This is a genomic window from Maricaulis maris (genome assembly GCF_036322705.1).
Classification (GTDB): Bacteria; Pseudomonadota; Alphaproteobacteria; order Caulobacterales; family Maricaulaceae; genus Maricaulis; species Maricaulis maris_B.
This window is the reverse complement of the sequence record NZ_AP027270.1, coordinates 1,097,265-1,112,500: the sequence shown is the minus strand read 5'-3', so window position 1 is coordinate 1,112,500 and position 15,236 is coordinate 1,097,265. Positions and strand designations below refer to the sequence as shown.

Below are 15,236 nucleotides of genomic sequence, written 5' to 3'. Positions count from 1 at the left end.
GGCTGATCCTTTTCGCGGCCAGCTTTGCGCTCTGGCAAGTCCGCAAGCGGCGCGGGCCGACCGCGCCCGGCAGCAAACCGGAACCCGACACGCCAGACACAGGAGCACGCTCATGACCGCCCGCCTGAAACTGGGCCTGATCGCGGCCGCCATGACGGGGTTTCTCGTCTTCATGCTGGTCAGCCATGAAACCGCGCGCGCCACGGGCACCGAGATCGAGATGTCGGTCGAGGGCTATGACCCGCGCGACATCTTCCTCGGCCATTATGCCGAAATCCGTACGCCGCTGAGCCGGATCGATTTGGCCAGCGTCGAGGGCGACGACACATTCGAGCCCTATCAGCGCGTTTTCGTGACGCTGGAGATTGGTGCCGACGGACTGGCCCGGCCAGTCGCCGTTCATCGCGCCCATCCCGGTTCCGGGCTGGTCGCCGAAGGCCGGGTGAGCTGGGTCGACGAGGCGCTGGTCACGCGTTTCAACATCGAGCGCTATTATGCCGACCGCGACGAGGCGCTGGCCTTGCAGGCGCGGCTGCGCGGCGGCATCGACGGGGAATTCGCGGCGCCCGTGCGGGTCATCCTGTCGCTGACCGGCTCCGGCCGGCTGATGATCAAGGGCTTCGAGATCGACGGCGAGCGGCGTATCGACCGGCTCTGGTGATCAGGGCGCGCGCTCGGAGAAGACGGCGAGGACGAACGGGGTCAGGATGATGCCGCCGACCGTGCCGCCGATATGTCCGACCCAGGCAATCGGGATCGGCATCATGTCGCCGAGCAGGCCGAAAATCAGGTTGATCCCGATCCACGGCAGAGCGAGCTGCGCCATGCCGCGCCAGCCGCCCCGCACCCAGCCCGCTGCCGCGATCAGACCGGAGACCGCTGTCGAGGCGCCGACCATGGGCGTTGGCGGACCCTGGTGCATCAGCATTTCGAGGCCCGAGCCGGTGATCGCACAAGCAAAGAACAGCAGCACGAAGCCGAGTGAGCCCTTCAGCCCGGAGCCAAGCTGTTCGCCGACCGCGCGCCCGGTCGCGATCAGAATGGCCAGGTTCATGGCGATGTGAAGCAGGCTGGCATGGATGAAGACGTGCAGCAGATAGGGCGCGAACGGTCCGAGCGGCTGGTCCGGCAGGGCGGTTCCGCGCTCGGCGGCGATGAAGACACCGGCATTGAAGATCCAGCGCTGGAAACCCGGCAGGAGCTGGCCGAGCACCGAGACGCCGACAATGCCAAGGGCAATCAGGACCACCGCCGGCGGCATGGCATTGAAGACCGGCGCCCTTGGCGGTGACGGGGGTGGCCCGGACGGCGGACCATGAGGCGGACCCGGGGGCGGACCCGGATTCCACGGCCCGTCCTGATCGTCCCGCTGCGGCACACTCATCTGATCCACTCCCACACAGACCTGGCCCAATCAGGCATTCACACGCCAAGGGCGACACGATTCCCCCTGCAGGGGAACGTATTTGGGCTGACACACCCTTTGGCATGCGCGTTGCAACCCGAACCCCAGACATCACGTCAACAAGGACATGAGACAATGAAAACGCGCAGCCTCCCCACCGTCCTCGGTGCCGCCCTTGCCCTCGCAGCGATCTCCGCCGCGGCCCAGGCACAGCGCGCCGAAACCACGGCCGGGTGGGAGCAGCCTTATGGTGGATCGACCGCCCAGGCGAGCCAGCCCTGGTCGGGAGCCACGGCCAGCGCCGGTGCCGCCGCGCGCTCAAGCGCCGGCAATCGCGTGATCATTGACGGAATCATCCAGACCGGCGTCGGGGTTTCCACCCAGACCGGCCTGTTTGGCGGCGGGGTTGGCGCCAATGCCACCGCCATCGGCAACCAGCTCAACGTCAGTGTGAGCGGCCAGTGGAACACGGTCATCGTGAATTCCACCCAGACCAATAATGGCGACATCAACGCCAATTCGCAGGCCCAAGGCAATGTGAGTACGGACAATGGCCAAGACTAAGCTTCTACTGGCGACCCTCGCCGGCGCCCTGGCGCTGACGGGCTGCGCCTCGACCGCCGGGACCGGCGGGTCTGACGGGAATTATGCGACACCGATCGGTGGCGCACCGGTGACCGCCAATCCGACGCCCTATTCCGAGGCGCTGGTCTGTCTCGCGAATTACGCCCGCGAGAATAACCTGCAATCGCCGCGCATCGCGGTTGGCCGCCTGGCCGACTATACGGGACGCGCCTCACTGGAAGGCGGCGCCGCTGTCACCCAGGGTGCCTCGCTGATGGCGATCTCGGCCTTTGCCAAGGCGGGTGTCCGCCTTGTGGAGCGTTTCGATACATCGGTGTCCGAACTGGAACTGCGCTACGCCAACAACTCGCTGATCGGCGATAATGGCAGCCAGCGCCAGATCCGCGCGGCCTCCCTGCCCGGTTCCGACTATCACCTGGTCGGCGGCATTACCGAGCTCAATTACAATATCCGCTCCTCCGGCATTGACGTGCTCGGCGGGGATCGTATCGACAGTGACCCGACCGGCGTCTTCAATCGCCGCATGTGGGTGATGAATATCGGCCTCGATCTGCGCCTGAATGACACGCGCACGATGGAGACGGTCGACGTCATCTCCTACCAGAAGCAGATCATCGGTCGCGAAATCTCCGCCGGCGTCTTCGCCTTCTGGGATGATGCGGTGATCGACATCTCCGGTGGCGGACGCTCGCTCGAGCCGGTCCAGCTGGCCGTGCGTTCGGTGATCGAACGCGCTGTCCTGGAAATCTCGGCGCAAATGTACGGCGTCGATCCGGCCGCTGCCTGCATCTATGCCGACCCGATCGGCGGCAGCACCCACACCAACACCACCGGCGGCGTCAACGCTGCCACACCTTATGGCCAACGGGAGACCTCCAATGTCCAAGCGCGCAGCAATGTTGATCGCGGGCATGAGCGTCGCGACGCTAACGTGCGCACCTATCTTCGCGGACGATACGACTGAGATTCTCAACGGCCAGGTCAATCTGGACGCCGCGATCTCGGTCGTGACGACCGGTGAGACGGACCAGGCCGACGCGGCCTCCATGTCTGCCATCGGCGCCGCCAATGCGCTGACCGTGGACGTTGTGGAGCGTCACGACATCCAGTCCGACCAGACCTTCTCGGGTTCGGTTGACGCCCGTGCGGAAACGCGTGCCACGATTGTCGACGGCGCTGCCATCACGACCTCGTCGGCGATGGGCAATTCGGCCAGCGTGATCAATGACAATGGCATGGATTCCGCGATCAACCAGACCGCGCTCGACGGTTCGAGCGTCAATGCGACCGCGCGCCTGGAAGTCGGCAGCTATGCGATCTCCTCGGTCACCTCGGCGACGGCCTCGGCCAACGCCTTCCAGGGCACGACCTATGGCAGCGACACCAATCTGGCCCTGCGCCAGGACAGTGGCGCCGATGTCTCGGCGGACGGCTATGTGCTCGCGCCCGATGGCGGGCTGGGTTATGCGGCCACGGTGCTCGGCGCAGCCAATGGCAATTCGGCCCAGCTGGAAGGCTATCATGGCAGCCCGTCCCAGGTCGTTGATGTCGACCAGGACAATCGCGGTGCTGTCACCGCCCGCTCGCGCAGCGATGCCGGCGGCACGGCGATCAACCAGACGGTCGTGTCCTCGGCCAATGGCAATTCGGTGTGGATGCAGAATGAATACGGCTATGCCCATATCCAGGGCGAGCAGGACAATGAGGGCGCGGTCACGGCCGAGTCGGAAATCCTGGTCGGCAATTTCGACGCCGACGTGCTGACCGTGTCAGCCGAAGGGGTCGGCAATTCGGCGATCCTGTCCAATATTGGCGCCGATGCCTTCATGGGCCTCACCCAGACCAATAATGGCGCTGTCACGGCGCGGGCGAATCTGGACGGCGATGCCGGTGGATCGGCCCTCGTATCGGCCACCGCCTTCGGCAATGCCGCCACCACCTATGTCTGCTCGGAATGCCCGGTCACGGCCTGGGGCAATACCAACCAGACCAATAATGCCGCGATCAGCTCGATCGTGACCGGACGGATGAATACCGGCGGTGTTTTGTCCGGCGCGGCGACCGCGATCGGCAACTCGGCAACCTATCAGACCGTGACACCCACGGGGAACTGACGAGATCCCATAGCCTTGGGAAACCCTGGCCCCGGTCGCGTGTTGTGCGACCGGGGCTTTTTTTCTGTGCGGACATGCGGCTTTCCCGGTCGGCCCCGGGACCGGACGCCGCGTGCGCTTTGGTCGCATGATGACCACGCACACGCGGGCGTAAGCTGCAAGGTGATACGGAGGAGACCGTCATGAACCACAAGCATCGCAAGACCCTGCACACCCTGTTCGCCCATCCCGAACCGGCCAACCTGGCGGCCGCTGACCTGGAAGGTCTGCTCTCCGACCTCGGGGCCGAGATTCATGAACGCAACGGCGCCAAATTCTCGGTCACCCTGAACGGCCACACCGCCAGCTTCCACCACGCCCATCACAGCCTGCCCAAAGACGAAGTCCGCGCCGTGCGCAAATTCATGGAAACAGCAGGGATCGATCCGGAGCGCGACTTTCCGCTCTAAGGGTCGGGGCCTGAACGGCGGAGACCTGGCTTGAACTGCGGCTCGCCGCGTTCGAGCAAGACCTGGCAAATCATCGCCACGCGCGTCACGCTCGGCTCGCCACGCTGCCCCGCCGGAACAGGCGCCATGCGCGGTTTCCGGCATACATCACGTGTCAGCCAAAAGGCCGCATCCGGCTTTTCGTGGAGCGCTTCCGCGCTGCGCTCAGCCCCGTCCTCGTCACCGCAACAGTCACTGCTCCCAACATCCACACGCATTTTTCCCGGAGGCGCGCAGCGCCATCCGGGACCAACAGGAACCTCATCGTTGGCGGACAGGTGAGTAGGTCCCGGCGCTCCACCCCGCTTGCGCGGGGTTCCGGCCGGGAGAAATGGCATTTTTCCTCCCGCCTCGTGGGGGCGAAAAGTGGCAGTTTGTCCCCCGCTCCAGCGCCCTTCCTTCTCCCTTGGGAGAAGGTGCCCCGGAGGGGCGGATGAGGGGGATTCTCCGGGAAATACCGCGATTTACCCCTCACCCTGACCCTCTCCCCAGGGAGCGGGAAAGTGCGGGCACACGGAAAAATCACAAAACTTATCCGCACCCCCTCGACCCCACGCAATAATGCTCTCGGTTTTCGGGACGGGAGGCGCGAGCTCAGTCACTTGTGCCCGGAAGCGTGCGGAGCCTGTCCGCGTACGGGGGTGACATCCCGATACTCCGGCAGGGCGTGCGACATGGTCGCGGGGCACTAAACGACCGACCCCATCTACCTGTCGCGTTGGAAACGGGGGCGAGAGCGTCCGGGAAATCTCCGCGTGCGGGATGCTTGTCGAAGCTACCCTTATCAATCCAGCGCTTTATCGGCTCCGGCCGGCATCCCGCTCCCTCCTCTGCCCAAACCGCCAGGCGCCATGCGTCGTGGCGATCTCGGTGCTGAACGGGTACAGGCTTGACCCCATCGGCACAAAAAAGCCCCGGCCTGAACCAGGCCGGGGCAGTTTGTGGATGATATCTTGGTTGGACCGGATCAGCGGTAGCCGCCGACGCCTCCGTCCAGCATCAGGGTCATGGAGACCGTCTGGTTGCTTTCGCGCGAGACCTCGCGCTGCATGCGCTCGGTGTAGCGCTCCTCGCGCCGCATGAAGATCAGCTTCACGCCCGGACCGTGCATGCGCAGGAGCGAGCGTTCATTGCAGTTGCGGCGCGGGATCTGGGTCTCGCAGCGCAGGTCGCCGCCGGGCGTATGACGCAGGGCCTCGCCCTTGCGGCACATGATGGTCGGCGCGTCGTCCCAGTCATAGACGCCGTCATGGACCCAGCCGATCGTGGCTTGCATGGCGGTGCCGGCGACGCAGCGGAAGACCTCACCGTCGAAGGTGGCAGAGACGCGATCCTCGGCATCGACGCGCGAGGCTGGATGCGGGGTGCCGTTGTCGTCGACGCAGACGGCGCGCACGACACGCCATTCCTCGACCCAGCGGGTGCGCTCTTCCTCATAATACTCGTATTCGGCTTCCTGTTCGACGCCGACCACGTTGAGGCCGGTGATCGCGGTCGCGGCCGGTGCAGTCGTCATCGGCGTGTAGGAGCCACCGCCGATGAAGGTTACCGCGCCCGCCCCGGCCCGCGCGCTGGCGCCGGCATTGGCATTGGCCGATGCGTTGACATTGACGGTGGTGTTCACATTGACCCGCGTCGAGACATTCACGCCGACATTGATATTGCCGCCATGGATATTGATGTTGGGAACATTGACCGTGTGGCCACCGCCATGCGTGCAGCAGGACGGCGGGGGCGGCGGCGGCGTGTCACAACAGCCCAGGGCCGTTGTCGTTGCCACTGCGCCCGCCGTGGCAGGCAGGGTCAGCAAAGCGAACGCAGCGGTCGCTGGGATCAAAAAGGCGTGCCGGGCTGAAACGCGCATGGTCGTGCTCCTTACGTATTGCCCTCGTCCTTGCAAACACAGGGCCAGATCGACCACCCGCCCGGGAGCCAGATCGACGAACCGGTCGCAGACCCCGGTTTCGCCCTGTCGATGAATGCCAGCGCACAGCATTCCCGCCTTAGGTGTATGGCCCCGTTCTTGAAGCGGGACAGGCCTGAGCGATGGCGACCGTACCGCTATCTTCCAAGACCCGACCTGTGGAGACGTCCATGCGCCATGCGCAATCGAAAGCCCTGCATGCCTATTGGCAGACCCGACGCCAGGGCGGCGCGGCACCGCACCGTACCGATATCGAACCGCAGGATATTGCGCGTCTTCTCGGTTTCGTCTTCATCCTGTGGCGTGCCGATCCGCAACACCACATCTTCCGACTCGCCGGGACGCATCTGTGTGATCTCTATCAGCGCGAATTCCGCGACCAGAACTTCCTGTCGCTGTGGCGCGGCCATGACCGGACCCACGTCCGGGCCGTTCTGGAAGCCTCGATCACCGGCGCCGCACCGGCCTCGCTGATCGCCCGCGCGTCCAGCCTCGACATGCACCAGCTGCCGGTCGAGATTTCCTTCCTGCCGCTGCGCGGTCCCTCCGGCACGATCGACCGGACCCTCGGCCTGTTTCAGCCGCTCGACAGCACCGAGGCGTTCAAGGGCCGCCCCGTGGTCCGGACCAGCCTGCGTGAAATTCACCCGCCAGCCCTGCCAGGCCACATCTTCCCCGGTCTCGCTGTCGACCCCGGACCGCGAGTCCAGAAGGTCGCAAACGATCAGTAATGGCAAAACCTTTTTAACGCCTTGCCGCTAGGATGCAGCCTCTCAGGAGGTCATCGCGATGCATGACGAACCCGGCCGGCTCGACCGACGCAAGATCAAGATTGCCGCCCGCGGTGCCCAGGAGCGCCGCCGACACGCTCGCGTACCGCTCCAGCTTCATGGCCGATTCTGGTCCGAAGCAGACGGCGAGCATGCCTGCCGCCTGATCGACATTTCGCCCGGCGGGGCCCGCATCGTGGCCCGCCTGCGCATCTCTCCTGACACCCGCATCGTGCTGATGATCACCTCGCTCGGGCGCATCGAAGGTCAGGTTGTGCGCCAGGAAGGCGGCGAAATCTCGGTCCGGTTCAACGCCCCGATGCGCAAGCGTGACAAGCTAGCAGACGCGATCACCTGGCGGTTCAACAAGGACCGGCTGGGACTGGACGAGGACCGGACCGCGCCGAGAAAGCCCGGACGCGGTCGCGCCCGGATCCTGCTTGCAGACGGTGTCGTCATCCAGGCCAATGTGGTCGATGTCTCTGTTACGGGCGCGGCCTTCGAATGCCTCGAACGACCGCGCGTCGGTGAGACCCTGCGTGTGGGTGAGATGTCAGGACGTGTGGCCCGCATTCTGGACAACGGGTTCGCGGTCGTGTTCGATCCGCCCGAGGCTGCAACGGGCAGCCCCAAAGCAGCATAAACGAGTCACCGATCGATATTTTTCCTGCCTTTCCGGGCCTCTCCCTCGATACGGCCCGATTCTTGCCGTATCCGGGTGGTAAGTCGTATGCAACAAAGTGCAAAAGAGACCTGAAATGCCTCGCGATGACGGAATCGCTATGACCTGGTTTGTGAAAGTCGAAGGCCGCGTCTACGGCCCCTATACCCCTCAGCAAATGCGGGCCTTCGTGGGTGAAGGGCGTATCGCTGCGCATTCCCAGGTCTGCCCGGAGCGTGATGGCCTGTGGCGGCAGGCTTCGGACATCGAGGACTTCCGCGAATGGCTCGGCGAATCAAAGTCTTCGCCTGAGCCGGAAAAACGCGTCACCCCCGGCGCCCGGCCGGCGAATTTCGTTGTGATCGCCGAGATCCAGTCCGAGAACGGGGCCGAGTTCCAGCGTGCGCTCAGGGCCTATGGTGATCTTGAATCAATTACCGCCCATGTCTGGCTGCTGCGCGGCCCGACCACTTCTGCAGTCCTGCGCAATGAGCTCAGTCACATTCTGGGACGCGATGACAAGCTGCTGGTCATCGATGCCTCGCATGACCGTGCCGCCTGGTTCAATCTGGGCCGCGATGCCGACCAGAACATCCGCGAACTCTGGAGCCGCGCTCACTAGCGCCTCCTGTCAGTGACGCACAAACAAATGCCCATCCGCCAGCTCGGCCGATGGGCATTTTTCTATCTGGTTCCGATATCGTCTATTCAAGCGCCAGCGATGCGCCATAGGCCCGTGCCAGCGACGCCACATCCTCCGGAGCGTAGAGGGTGAACATGTCGGCGATGGCCGCAGCCGGATCGGTCGCATTGAGATGGTGGTACTCACAGACCTTGAACCCGACCCAGTATCCGATCTGCGGCGGGTAGTCGGGGTGATCGGCATGGGTCCCGCCAAACCAGCCGGGGACCGAGAAGGGCGGCGCGTCCGCGATCGCGCTGAACGCTTGCCACAGCTGCGCTTCATTGGCCTCGCCATAGAGGTGACGGTCACCGAGGCGCCAGCCTGATGCCAGGTAGGTCACGTATTCTGCACAGCCCTCGCGAACCGCGACGGCCATCATGCTGCCTCCCTCGGCGCTGTAGATGGAACGGAAATTCTCGATCCCGCCCTGGGCGAACATCTGCAGGACATGCGCATTCTCATGCACGACCACCTGCGGCAGGTCGGCCGCACGGGCACGCCCGCCGGTGCCGGTGGGAAATTCGGTCATGTCCGTGTCGGGAGCCATGGCGATCATGTCGACGGCAATCGCAACGACAGGGCGCGAACCGGTCTCGGTCTGCATCATGACCGCTGTGCCGCCCGCGGTCTGGTCCGCGACAAAGAAATAGCTGTCCACCGGCTGACCAAGCGGGGCCAGCTCGGCCAGGCGCGCCAGCGCTGCATCGATTTCACCCTGACGCCCGGTCAGATAGGCTTCAAGCTCCGGCAGGCCGCCATAATAGACAGGCCGACGCGCATACTGCTCGGCAATGCTGCTGGCCTCGGTCTGATAGCGCGCGGCATATCCGGCCAGCCCGGGTGAGGCCGCATCCAGATAAGCTGCGATCGCCATTTCCGCGTCCGCTCCCGCCTCGATTTCGACCAGAGCGGCGCCGAAACGGCGCAGATCATCATAATGCAGGTCTGTCTGAGCCAGCGCGGGCGCCGACAGAAGTCCGGCCGCCAAAGCCGCTGATGTGATGAAACGATACGTCATGGATCCTCCCGGTCATTTGCCTTGCCGGTAGGATGCGCGCCGCCGCTTCATCGGATGCAGGTGCCGCCCCCCTGGCCGACCGGCGAACCGGGGACCCGTTTATCGTTTTGCTAGTCGATCCGTCGCAAATCGCGTTTGTGGCGCTTCCAGTTGGCGACATAGTGATCAGCCGAAGCTGCCAGGAGTTCGGCCATCTCCGGCCCGAGTGTTTTCATGACCCGTCCCGGCGAGCCGACGACCAGCGAGTTGTCCGGGATTTCCTTGCCTTCCGTGATCAGCGCGTGCGCCCCGATCACGCAATTCCGGCCGATCTTCGCGCCGTTGAGAATCGTGGAGCCGATGCCGATCAGGCAGCCATCACCGACCGTGCAACCATGCAGCATGGCCTGATGACCAATGGTGACGCCCCTGCCAACCGTCAGGGCGATACCCTCATCGGTATGCAGGACCGCGCCGTCCTGGACATTGGAGTTCTCACCGATGGTGATCGGATCATTATCGCCGCGCAGGATTGCGCCATACCAGACACTGGCACCCCGTTCGAGAATGACACGGCCCATGACCTGGGCGCTGTCGGCAACCCAGAATTCATCCGCTGCCGGCAGCTGGGGTACCGAATCGCCCAATGCATAGATCGCCATCATCGTCTCCAGATTTAATTGCGTGAAATATTCGCGACACGCTCGTTCAGAACTTCTTCATCAGGGTACACTGACACTGTAACCGCGATTCGAGACCTGCCCATCCGGCCTTGCATCGTATCGGCAACTCCAAGGGAGGCACCGGGTAGACGGTATGACCAGTCTGCGACCCAGCCCGCCAGAACCGTCCGGTTCATCCGGTTCGTGTCCCTTCAAGTCCTTCGAATCGTCTTCGTTGCAGAGTGTCTTCGCCCCTCGCCTTCCGGCCGAGGGGTTTTTCATGTGTGGAGGTTTCAGCCATGGGTAAGCGTATCGTCAAGCGTCGCCAGCGTGCCGAGTTCAACACGGCACATTATCAATCCGAAGAGACCAAGGTTCGCGCTCTCTTTCCCGGCACCAACTGGGCGCCGGACGCCAGGGATCCCATGCGGGACCAGCGCTTCATCAAGACGGTCAAACCCCGCTCCGAGGGGCAGGCCAATCTGATGACGTCGATCGACGAGCATAATCTGGTCCTGGCTCTTGGACCGGCCGGGACGGGCAAGACCTTCCTCGCCGTCGCCAAGGGCGTCGAAGCGCTTGAATCCGGGTCGGTCAGCCGGATCGTGCTGTCCCGCCCGGCGGTTGAGGCCGGCGAATCCATCGGCTTTCTCCCCGGCGCCATGGAAGAGAAACTCGCCCCCTACCTGCGACCACTCTATGACGCCCTCGCCGACCGGCTGAGCCCGAAAAAGCTCAAGGCGATGATGGCCGAAGGGCTGATCGAGATCGCACCTATCGGCTATATGCGGGGCCGCACGCTGAACAATGCCTTCGTCGTGGTCGACGAAGCCCAGAACTGCACCTACGGCCAGCTCAAGATGCTACTGACCCGACTGGGCTGGAACTCGACCATGGTGGTGACCGGTGACCCGGCGCAGACAGACCTGCTGCCGGACATGTCGGGACTCGGCCAGATTGCCGACAAGATGGAAGACTTGGAAGATATCGCGGTCTGCCGACTGGCCGCCGAAGACATCGTCCGGCACCCGCTCGTCGCAACCATGCTGACGGTTCTCTGAACCAGACGACTGATCAAAAAGACACAACAATCCACGCTGACTGAAGCGGCGCGGGGCTGGCTGGCCCCGCGCCGTTTGTCGTCGGGCCGGTTGTTATCGGACCGGTTGTCGTCGAGTCTCCGCTGAGCGACTATCGGAATTTGCGGAGACCGATCAGCTGCCAGCACAGAAAAATGAGCGTCGCCTGCAGACCGATTTCAAACCAGCCAACCACCCCGTTGTTGAAAGCGACATTCGACGACACCGTGATCCAGTCGATCCGGGCGATGATGAATGCCACAACCAATGCCGCCATTGCCCAGCTGCGTCGCATCAGGATCAGGATGAAGGCCACGGAGTAGGAAAGCGTGAAGGCTACAAAGCTGATCCGATTGACCAGCGCTTCTGTCCGCAGGAATTCGGCAAGGTCGAACCAGACCAGCTGCGTCGGCCACACCCCGGCCCGGCCGAGCGTTTCCATCCCGACCCAGTAGACCACATAGGCCATCTGAACCGAGGACAGAACAAGCAGGACGCGATAGACGACATCGCTGTTGAACAGCGGGGGAAACCGGCGGCCGCCCTGATCGGCGCCGGGTGTGGGATCGTGTAACTTGTAGTGCTTGAGGTGGCGCTTCAGATCAGGGCCCATTATTCGACCCTACGCTGCTTAATCAGCCTGTACAGCTTATTCGAATGACTCCTCCGGCGAAGCGGCCAGGATTCAGTGCAAGGTGATCGGCTTCTTGCGATACCGAACGAGGATGCGGAGGGTCAGGGGGTGGCGCTTTTCGGGATCCAGACCGAGCCGGATCATTTCCGCGCGTGCCCGCTCCCGCAGGCGTCGGGCCCGCAAATACTGGACCGCGACAAAGCCTGCGATGGCGAGATAAGCGACATATTCGGCCACGCCATACCAGTCCGGCAGGAAGACCCAGACCAGTAGCGCAGCAATCGCAGCGAGAATGATGTCGAGGGGCCAGTTCTCCGACGGGTCGAAGAAGGCCAGCACCGGAAAGATGGTGGGATCAATCTCGCCTTCCGGGTCGATCAGCTCGAGCAGACGCTCGAATTCCGCCGACTGGGTCGCCCAGATCCGGTTGAGGTGGCTGAGCTCTGTGTAGCGCTCGGCACTACCGGGCAGCTCGCGATTGAGCAGCATGCAGGCTCGCATCAGCCACTCACCGTCCTGCAAGCGGCCGGAGCCGACAAATCCGCTCATGGGCCGTCCCCATCGAGATCGCGAAGGAGATGGTCGAGCCAGGCGGCGGCCTGATCCGGCGTTTGCCGATCAAGGTCAACCAGTCGGTTGGCTTCGCGCATGGCTGTATCATCGATCGCCCCGACCAGATCCGACAAGGTCCCCACCAGGGCCGGATTGGCCGCGGCCTCCGGGGACAGCAGGATGACCGCATCATAAGGCGGCAGCACCGATTGCGGATCAGCCAGCACCAGGAGATCAAAGGCTGCGATCCGGCCATCCGTCGTATAGGCCGAGATCATGTCGACCTGCTCGTCACGCACGGCGCCGTACATGAAGGCGGCGTCCATCGCCCGGGTCTGCATCGCACCAAGATCATAGGTATCCCGCGTCATCACCCATTCGGGACGGGAAAAGACCTCAGCATCGCCGCCGACGGTCAATCCGTCTGCAACCCGCGACAGGTCAGCCAGGCTCTCAACCCCCAGCGCGGCGGCCCGTTCGCGGGCCATGGCGAAACCGTAGGCGTTCTCGAAACCCAGACCGCCAAGGGCGAGAATGTCATGCTCGGCGTAGAGCCAGCCAGTCATCTCGGCCAGCATGGCGTAGCGGTTGATCGGCTCCGGCCGGTTCATCACGGTCGCCCAGATGGTGCCACTATAGTCGATATAGACGTCGATCTCATTGGTCCGCAGGGCATCGAAGGCGATTGTCGAGCCGAGATTGTCACGCCGGTCGACCCGGGCGCCAGCCTCTTCCAGTCGCGTCTCGAGCAGAGCGCCGAGAATATACTGTTCAGTGAAGGCCTTGGCCCCGATTACGACGCGCTGATCGGCAAGGCTGTTGGCGACAGCCCCCTGCGCCGGACCCGTATTGGCGCCACGCCCGGGATCGAAATCGATGAAACGCGGGGCCACCGTGACGACCAGCAGGCTGGCCAGCGCGACGCCGACACCGGTCGCCAGTCCGCGCCGACGGTCCCGGGCGGCGACTTCGAGAAGCCGGATCATCTGGTCGAGGACGATGGCGAGACCGGTCGCGAACAAGCAGCCGAACAGGACAGAGAGCCAGTTACGGGTCTGCAGACCCGCAAAGATATAATTGCCAAGGCTCGATGCCCCGACCGGTGTCGCCAGTGTTGCGGCCCCGACGACCCAGACCACCGCCGTGCGCAGGCCGGCCACGATCACCGGCAAGGCCAGCGGCAGCTCGACCTGCCACAGGCTTTCACGGAGTGTCATGCCGATCCCGCGCGCCGCCTCGCGAACGACCGGATCGACACCTTGAAGACCGACGATCGTGTTGCGCAGGATCGGCAGGATGGAATAGAGCATCAGCGCCAGAAAGGCGGGTGCATACCCGATCGTGCCGCCCAGAAGCGGAACCATCAGTGCCAGCAAGGCCAGGCCGGGAATGGTTTGCACGACGCTGGCCGCATTGAGCACGCCCCCTGCCAGGCGCGGGCGCCCTGCCGCATGGATGCCCAGTGGCAGGCTGATCGCCAGCCCGACCAGGATCGCCGAGAGCGACAGCAGGACGTGACCGGCCAGCAAGTCGGGCAGCTCGGCCCAGCGTTCAGCGAGATTGACGTTCATCGCGCCAGCTCCGCAATCGCCTGCATCTGCCGCCGCGGGGTCTCCAGCAGGCCGGAAACATAGTCGTCCGCGGGCGCTGTCATCAGCGTATGGGGTGTCCCCTGCTGCACAATCTGACCCGCCCGCATGACCGCGACCTCGTCGGCCATGATCAAGGCTTCAGCCATGTCGTGGGTCACCATGACAGCGGCAAAGCCCAGATCCGCTTGCAGGCTTTTGAAGTCCTGCTGCAGACCATCACGCGTGATCGGGTCGAGCGCACTGAAGGGCTCGTCCATGAGGACAAGTTCCGGTTCGCCGGCCAGAGCCCGGGCAAAGCCGACACGCTGACGCTGACCGCCGGACAGCTCAGCGGGCATGCGATCGCCAAACTCACGCGGGTCAAGCCGGACGAGGTCGAGCATCTCCCGCACCCGCAGCTCGATGCGGGCACCGTCCTGTCCGGACAGGCGCGGGATAAGGCCGACATTCTGGCGCACGGAGAGGTGGGGAAACAGACCGTCCCCCTGCATCACCCAGCCGATCCGGCGTCGCAGGGCGACCGGATCGAGCGCGGCAATATCCTGACCACCAAAAACAATCGAACCGCCCGAAGTCTCCTCCAGGCGGTTGATCATTTTCAGAAGACTGGTCTTTCCGCACCCGGAGGCGCCGGCGAGCGCCAGCAGCTTTCCCCGGTTCACGCTGAGCGAGACACCCCGCACGGCCTCGATACCACCGGCATACGTCTTGGCGACGTTGCGGACATCAAGGACAAGGGGCGTCGCTTCGCTCAAAGATCTTCCAGATCGATATCCAGGATCGTGATCTCGAACGAGTAGGAGGTTTCACCCTCATCAATGATCTTGGACACGACGCCGAGACATTCGTCGGCAATGTGAATTTCGGCACACTCGTCGGGACGATTGCGACACTGCACCACCATCTCCGGGTTGAGCTTGGCCTGCAGGAACATCTGGAGCTTCGCGGCTTCCAGATTGGTCATGTTCTTGTTCAAGGGAGTTTCTCCGGTCGAGGGGATTCGAAATCGGCGCCAACTAAGCCCATGACAGGGGGGCGCGTCCAGTATGATGCTGTCCGTCACTGTGTACGCAATCGCAGCGAGACCG

General features: G+C 63.8%; 19 protein-coding genes (1 of these 19 only partly in view). 10 read left to right on the top strand and 9 right to left on the bottom strand.

Annotated features, from left to right (window positions below; translation table 11 throughout):
• Both AAA969_RS05105 and AAA969_RS05100 read left to right on the top strand, forming a co-directional pair.
• Positions 1–116 carry the 3' end of a DUF2157 domain-containing protein gene (locus tag AAA969_RS05105; RefSeq protein ID WP_338244298.1) on the top strand. It extends 1,237 nt beyond the left edge of the window, so the window shows 116 of its 1,353 coding nt (coding positions 1,238–1,353); its start codon lies off the left edge, out of view; the stop codon is at positions 114–116.
• Complete coding sequence (locus AAA969_RS05100; RefSeq protein ID WP_338244296.1) at positions 113–661, top strand: GDYXXLXY domain-containing protein; 549 nt, start codon at positions 113–115, stop codon at positions 659–661. Before AAA969_RS05105 ends, AAA969_RS05100 begins: the two co-directional genes overlap by 4 nt.
• Here the strand turns inward: AAA969_RS05100 and AAA969_RS05095 are convergent, their stop codons facing one another.
• Positions 662–1,384, bottom strand: coding sequence for a rhomboid family intramembrane serine protease (locus AAA969_RS05095; RefSeq protein WP_338244293.1), 723 nt, complete (start codon positions 1,382–1,384; stop codon positions 662–664).
• A gap of 156 nt (positions 1,385–1,540) precedes the next feature.
• On the opposite strand from AAA969_RS05095, the gene hfaA reads away from it, so the two are divergent.
• From hfaA to AAA969_RS05075, 4 genes are all read left to right on the top strand, one after another.
• On the top strand, positions 1,541–1,969 hold the full coding sequence (gene hfaA, locus AAA969_RS05090) for a holdfast anchoring protein HfaA (RefSeq protein ID WP_338244292.1): 429 nt from the start codon (positions 1,541–1,543) through the stop codon (positions 1,967–1,969).
• A complete protein-coding gene (hfaB, locus tag AAA969_RS05085) occupies positions 1,956–2,954 on the top strand; it encodes a holdfast anchoring protein HfaB (RefSeq protein WP_338244290.1) in 999 nt (332 codons plus the stop codon). The genes hfaA and hfaB overlap by 14 nt, the downstream gene beginning before the upstream one ends.
• Complete coding sequence (gene hfaD / locus AAA969_RS05080) at positions 2,869–4,104, top strand: holdfast anchor protein HfaD (RefSeq protein WP_338244288.1); 1,236 nt, start codon at positions 2,869–2,871, stop codon at positions 4,102–4,104. The genes hfaB and hfaD overlap by 86 nt, the downstream gene beginning before the upstream one ends.
• Before the next feature lie 182 nt (positions 4,105–4,286).
• A complete protein-coding gene (locus AAA969_RS05075; RefSeq protein ID WP_338244285.1) occupies positions 4,287–4,553 on the top strand; it encodes a hypothetical protein in 267 nt (88 codons plus the stop codon).
• Between the two features lie 1,006 nt (positions 4,554–5,559).
• On the opposite strand, the gene AAA969_RS05070 is transcribed toward AAA969_RS05075, so the two are convergent.
• Positions 5,560–6,456, bottom strand: coding sequence for a hypothetical protein (locus tag AAA969_RS05070; protein ID WP_338244282.1), 897 nt, complete (start codon positions 6,454–6,456; stop codon positions 5,560–5,562).
• A gap of 230 nt (positions 6,457–6,686) precedes the next feature.
• On the opposite strand from AAA969_RS05070, the gene AAA969_RS05065 reads away from it, so the two are divergent.
• From AAA969_RS05065 to AAA969_RS05055, 3 genes are all read left to right on the top strand, one after another.
• The gene (locus AAA969_RS05065) at positions 6,687–7,247 is read left to right on the top strand and encodes a PAS domain-containing protein (RefSeq protein ID WP_338244280.1); all 561 of its coding nucleotides are present in this window, start codon (positions 6,687–6,689) and stop codon (positions 7,245–7,247) included.
• 58 nt (positions 7,248–7,305) lie between these two features.
• Positions 7,306–7,929: a PilZ domain-containing protein gene (locus AAA969_RS05060; RefSeq protein WP_338244278.1), complete on the top strand. Its 624-nt coding sequence runs from the start codon at positions 7,306–7,308 to the stop codon at positions 7,927–7,929.
• Positions 7,930–8,044: 115 nt separating this feature from the next.
• A complete protein-coding gene (locus AAA969_RS05055; RefSeq protein ID WP_338244276.1) occupies positions 8,045–8,569 on the top strand; it encodes a DUF4339 domain-containing protein in 525 nt (174 codons plus the stop codon).
• Between the two features lie 82 nt (positions 8,570–8,651).
• On the opposite strand, the gene AAA969_RS05050 is transcribed toward AAA969_RS05055, so the two are convergent.
• Complete coding sequence (locus tag AAA969_RS05050) at positions 8,652–9,650, bottom strand: hypothetical protein (protein WP_338244274.1); 999 nt, start codon at positions 9,648–9,650, stop codon at positions 8,652–8,654.
• Positions 9,651–9,760: 110 nt separating this feature from the next.
• Positions 9,761–10,291 (bottom strand): gamma carbonic anhydrase family protein, encoded by a 531-nt coding sequence (locus AAA969_RS05045; RefSeq protein ID WP_425325034.1) that lies wholly within the window; start codon positions 10,289–10,291, stop codon positions 9,761–9,763.
• A gap of 299 nt (positions 10,292–10,590) precedes the next feature.
• On the opposite strand from AAA969_RS05045, the gene AAA969_RS05040 reads away from it, so the two are divergent.
• Positions 10,591–11,352, top strand: a complete 762-nt coding sequence (locus AAA969_RS05040) for a PhoH family protein (RefSeq protein ID WP_338244270.1) — start codon at positions 10,591–10,593, stop codon at positions 11,350–11,352.
• A 130-nt stretch (positions 11,353–11,482) separates the two neighbouring features.
• Here AAA969_RS05040 and AAA969_RS05035 read toward each other — a convergent pair whose 3' ends face one another.
• From AAA969_RS05035 to AAA969_RS05015, 5 genes are all read right to left on the bottom strand, one after another.
• Positions 11,483–11,983, bottom strand: coding sequence for a hypothetical protein (locus AAA969_RS05035; RefSeq protein ID WP_338244268.1), 501 nt, complete (start codon positions 11,981–11,983; stop codon positions 11,483–11,485).
• Positions 11,984–12,055: 72 nt separating this feature from the next.
• Positions 12,056–12,553, bottom strand: a complete 498-nt coding sequence (locus AAA969_RS05030) for a hypothetical protein (RefSeq protein ID WP_338244266.1) — start codon at positions 12,551–12,553, stop codon at positions 12,056–12,058.
• Complete coding sequence (locus AAA969_RS05025; RefSeq protein ID WP_338244264.1) at positions 12,550–14,127, bottom strand: ABC transporter permease/substrate-binding protein; 1,578 nt, start codon at positions 14,125–14,127, stop codon at positions 12,550–12,552. Before AAA969_RS05025 ends, AAA969_RS05030 begins: the two co-directional genes overlap by 4 nt.
• The gene (locus tag AAA969_RS05020; protein WP_338244263.1) at positions 14,124–14,903 is read right to left on the bottom strand and encodes an ATP-binding cassette domain-containing protein; all 780 of its coding nucleotides are present in this window, start codon (positions 14,901–14,903) and stop codon (positions 14,124–14,126) included. Before AAA969_RS05020 ends, AAA969_RS05025 begins: the two co-directional genes overlap by 4 nt.
• The gene (locus tag AAA969_RS05015) at positions 14,900–15,124 is read right to left on the bottom strand and encodes a DUF3126 family protein (protein WP_338244260.1); all 225 of its coding nucleotides are present in this window, start codon (positions 15,122–15,124) and stop codon (positions 14,900–14,902) included. Before AAA969_RS05015 ends, AAA969_RS05020 begins: the two co-directional genes overlap by 4 nt.
• Positions 15,125–15,236 lie beyond the last annotated feature (112 nt).

Excerpts from the sequence above, each read along its gene's own strand:
- AAA969_RS05100 (WP_338244296.1), top strand. The coding sequence starts at position 113 with ATGACCGCCCGCCTGAAACTGGGCCTGATCGCGGCCGCCATGACGGGG.
- AAA969_RS05095 (WP_338244293.1), bottom strand. The coding sequence starts at position 1,384 with ATGAGTGTGCCGCAGCGGGACGATCAGGACGGGCCGTGGAATCCGGGT.
- hfaA (WP_338244292.1), top strand. The coding sequence starts at position 1,541 with ATGAAAACGCGCAGCCTCCCCACCGTCCTCGGTGCCGCCCTTGCCCTC.
- hfaB (WP_338244290.1), top strand. The coding sequence starts at position 1,956 with ATGGCCAAGACTAAGCTTCTACTGGCGACCCTCGCCGGCGCCCTGGCG.
- hfaD (WP_338244288.1), top strand. The coding sequence starts at position 2,869 with ATGTCCAAGCGCGCAGCAATGTTGATCGCGGGCATGAGCGTCGCGACG.
- AAA969_RS05075 (WP_338244285.1), top strand. The coding sequence starts at position 4,287 with ATGAACCACAAGCATCGCAAGACCCTGCACACCCTGTTCGCCCATCCC.
- AAA969_RS05070 (WP_338244282.1), bottom strand. The coding sequence starts at position 6,456 with ATGCGCGTTTCAGCCCGGCACGCCTTTTTGATCCCAGCGACCGCTGCG.
- AAA969_RS05065 (WP_338244280.1), top strand. The coding sequence starts at position 6,687 with ATGCGCCATGCGCAATCGAAAGCCCTGCATGCCTATTGGCAGACCCGA.
- AAA969_RS05060 (WP_338244278.1), top strand. The coding sequence starts at position 7,306 with ATGCATGACGAACCCGGCCGGCTCGACCGACGCAAGATCAAGATTGCC.
- AAA969_RS05055 (WP_338244276.1), top strand. The coding sequence starts at position 8,045 with ATGCCTCGCGATGACGGAATCGCTATGACCTGGTTTGTGAAAGTCGAA.
- AAA969_RS05050 (WP_338244274.1), bottom strand. The coding sequence starts at position 9,650 with ATGACGTATCGTTTCATCACATCAGCGGCTTTGGCGGCCGGACTTCTG.
- AAA969_RS05045 (WP_425325034.1), bottom strand. The coding sequence starts at position 10,291 with ATGGCGATCTATGCATTGGGCGATTCGGTACCCCAGCTGCCGGCAGCG.
- AAA969_RS05040 (WP_338244270.1), top strand. The coding sequence starts at position 10,591 with ATGGGTAAGCGTATCGTCAAGCGTCGCCAGCGTGCCGAGTTCAACACG.
- AAA969_RS05035 (WP_338244268.1), bottom strand. The coding sequence starts at position 11,983 with ATGGGCCCTGATCTGAAGCGCCACCTCAAGCACTACAAGTTACACGAT.
- AAA969_RS05030 (WP_338244266.1), bottom strand. The coding sequence starts at position 12,553 with ATGAGCGGATTTGTCGGCTCCGGCCGCTTGCAGGACGGTGAGTGGCTG.
- AAA969_RS05025 (WP_338244264.1), bottom strand. The coding sequence starts at position 14,127 with ATGAACGTCAATCTCGCTGAACGCTGGGCCGAGCTGCCCGACTTGCTG.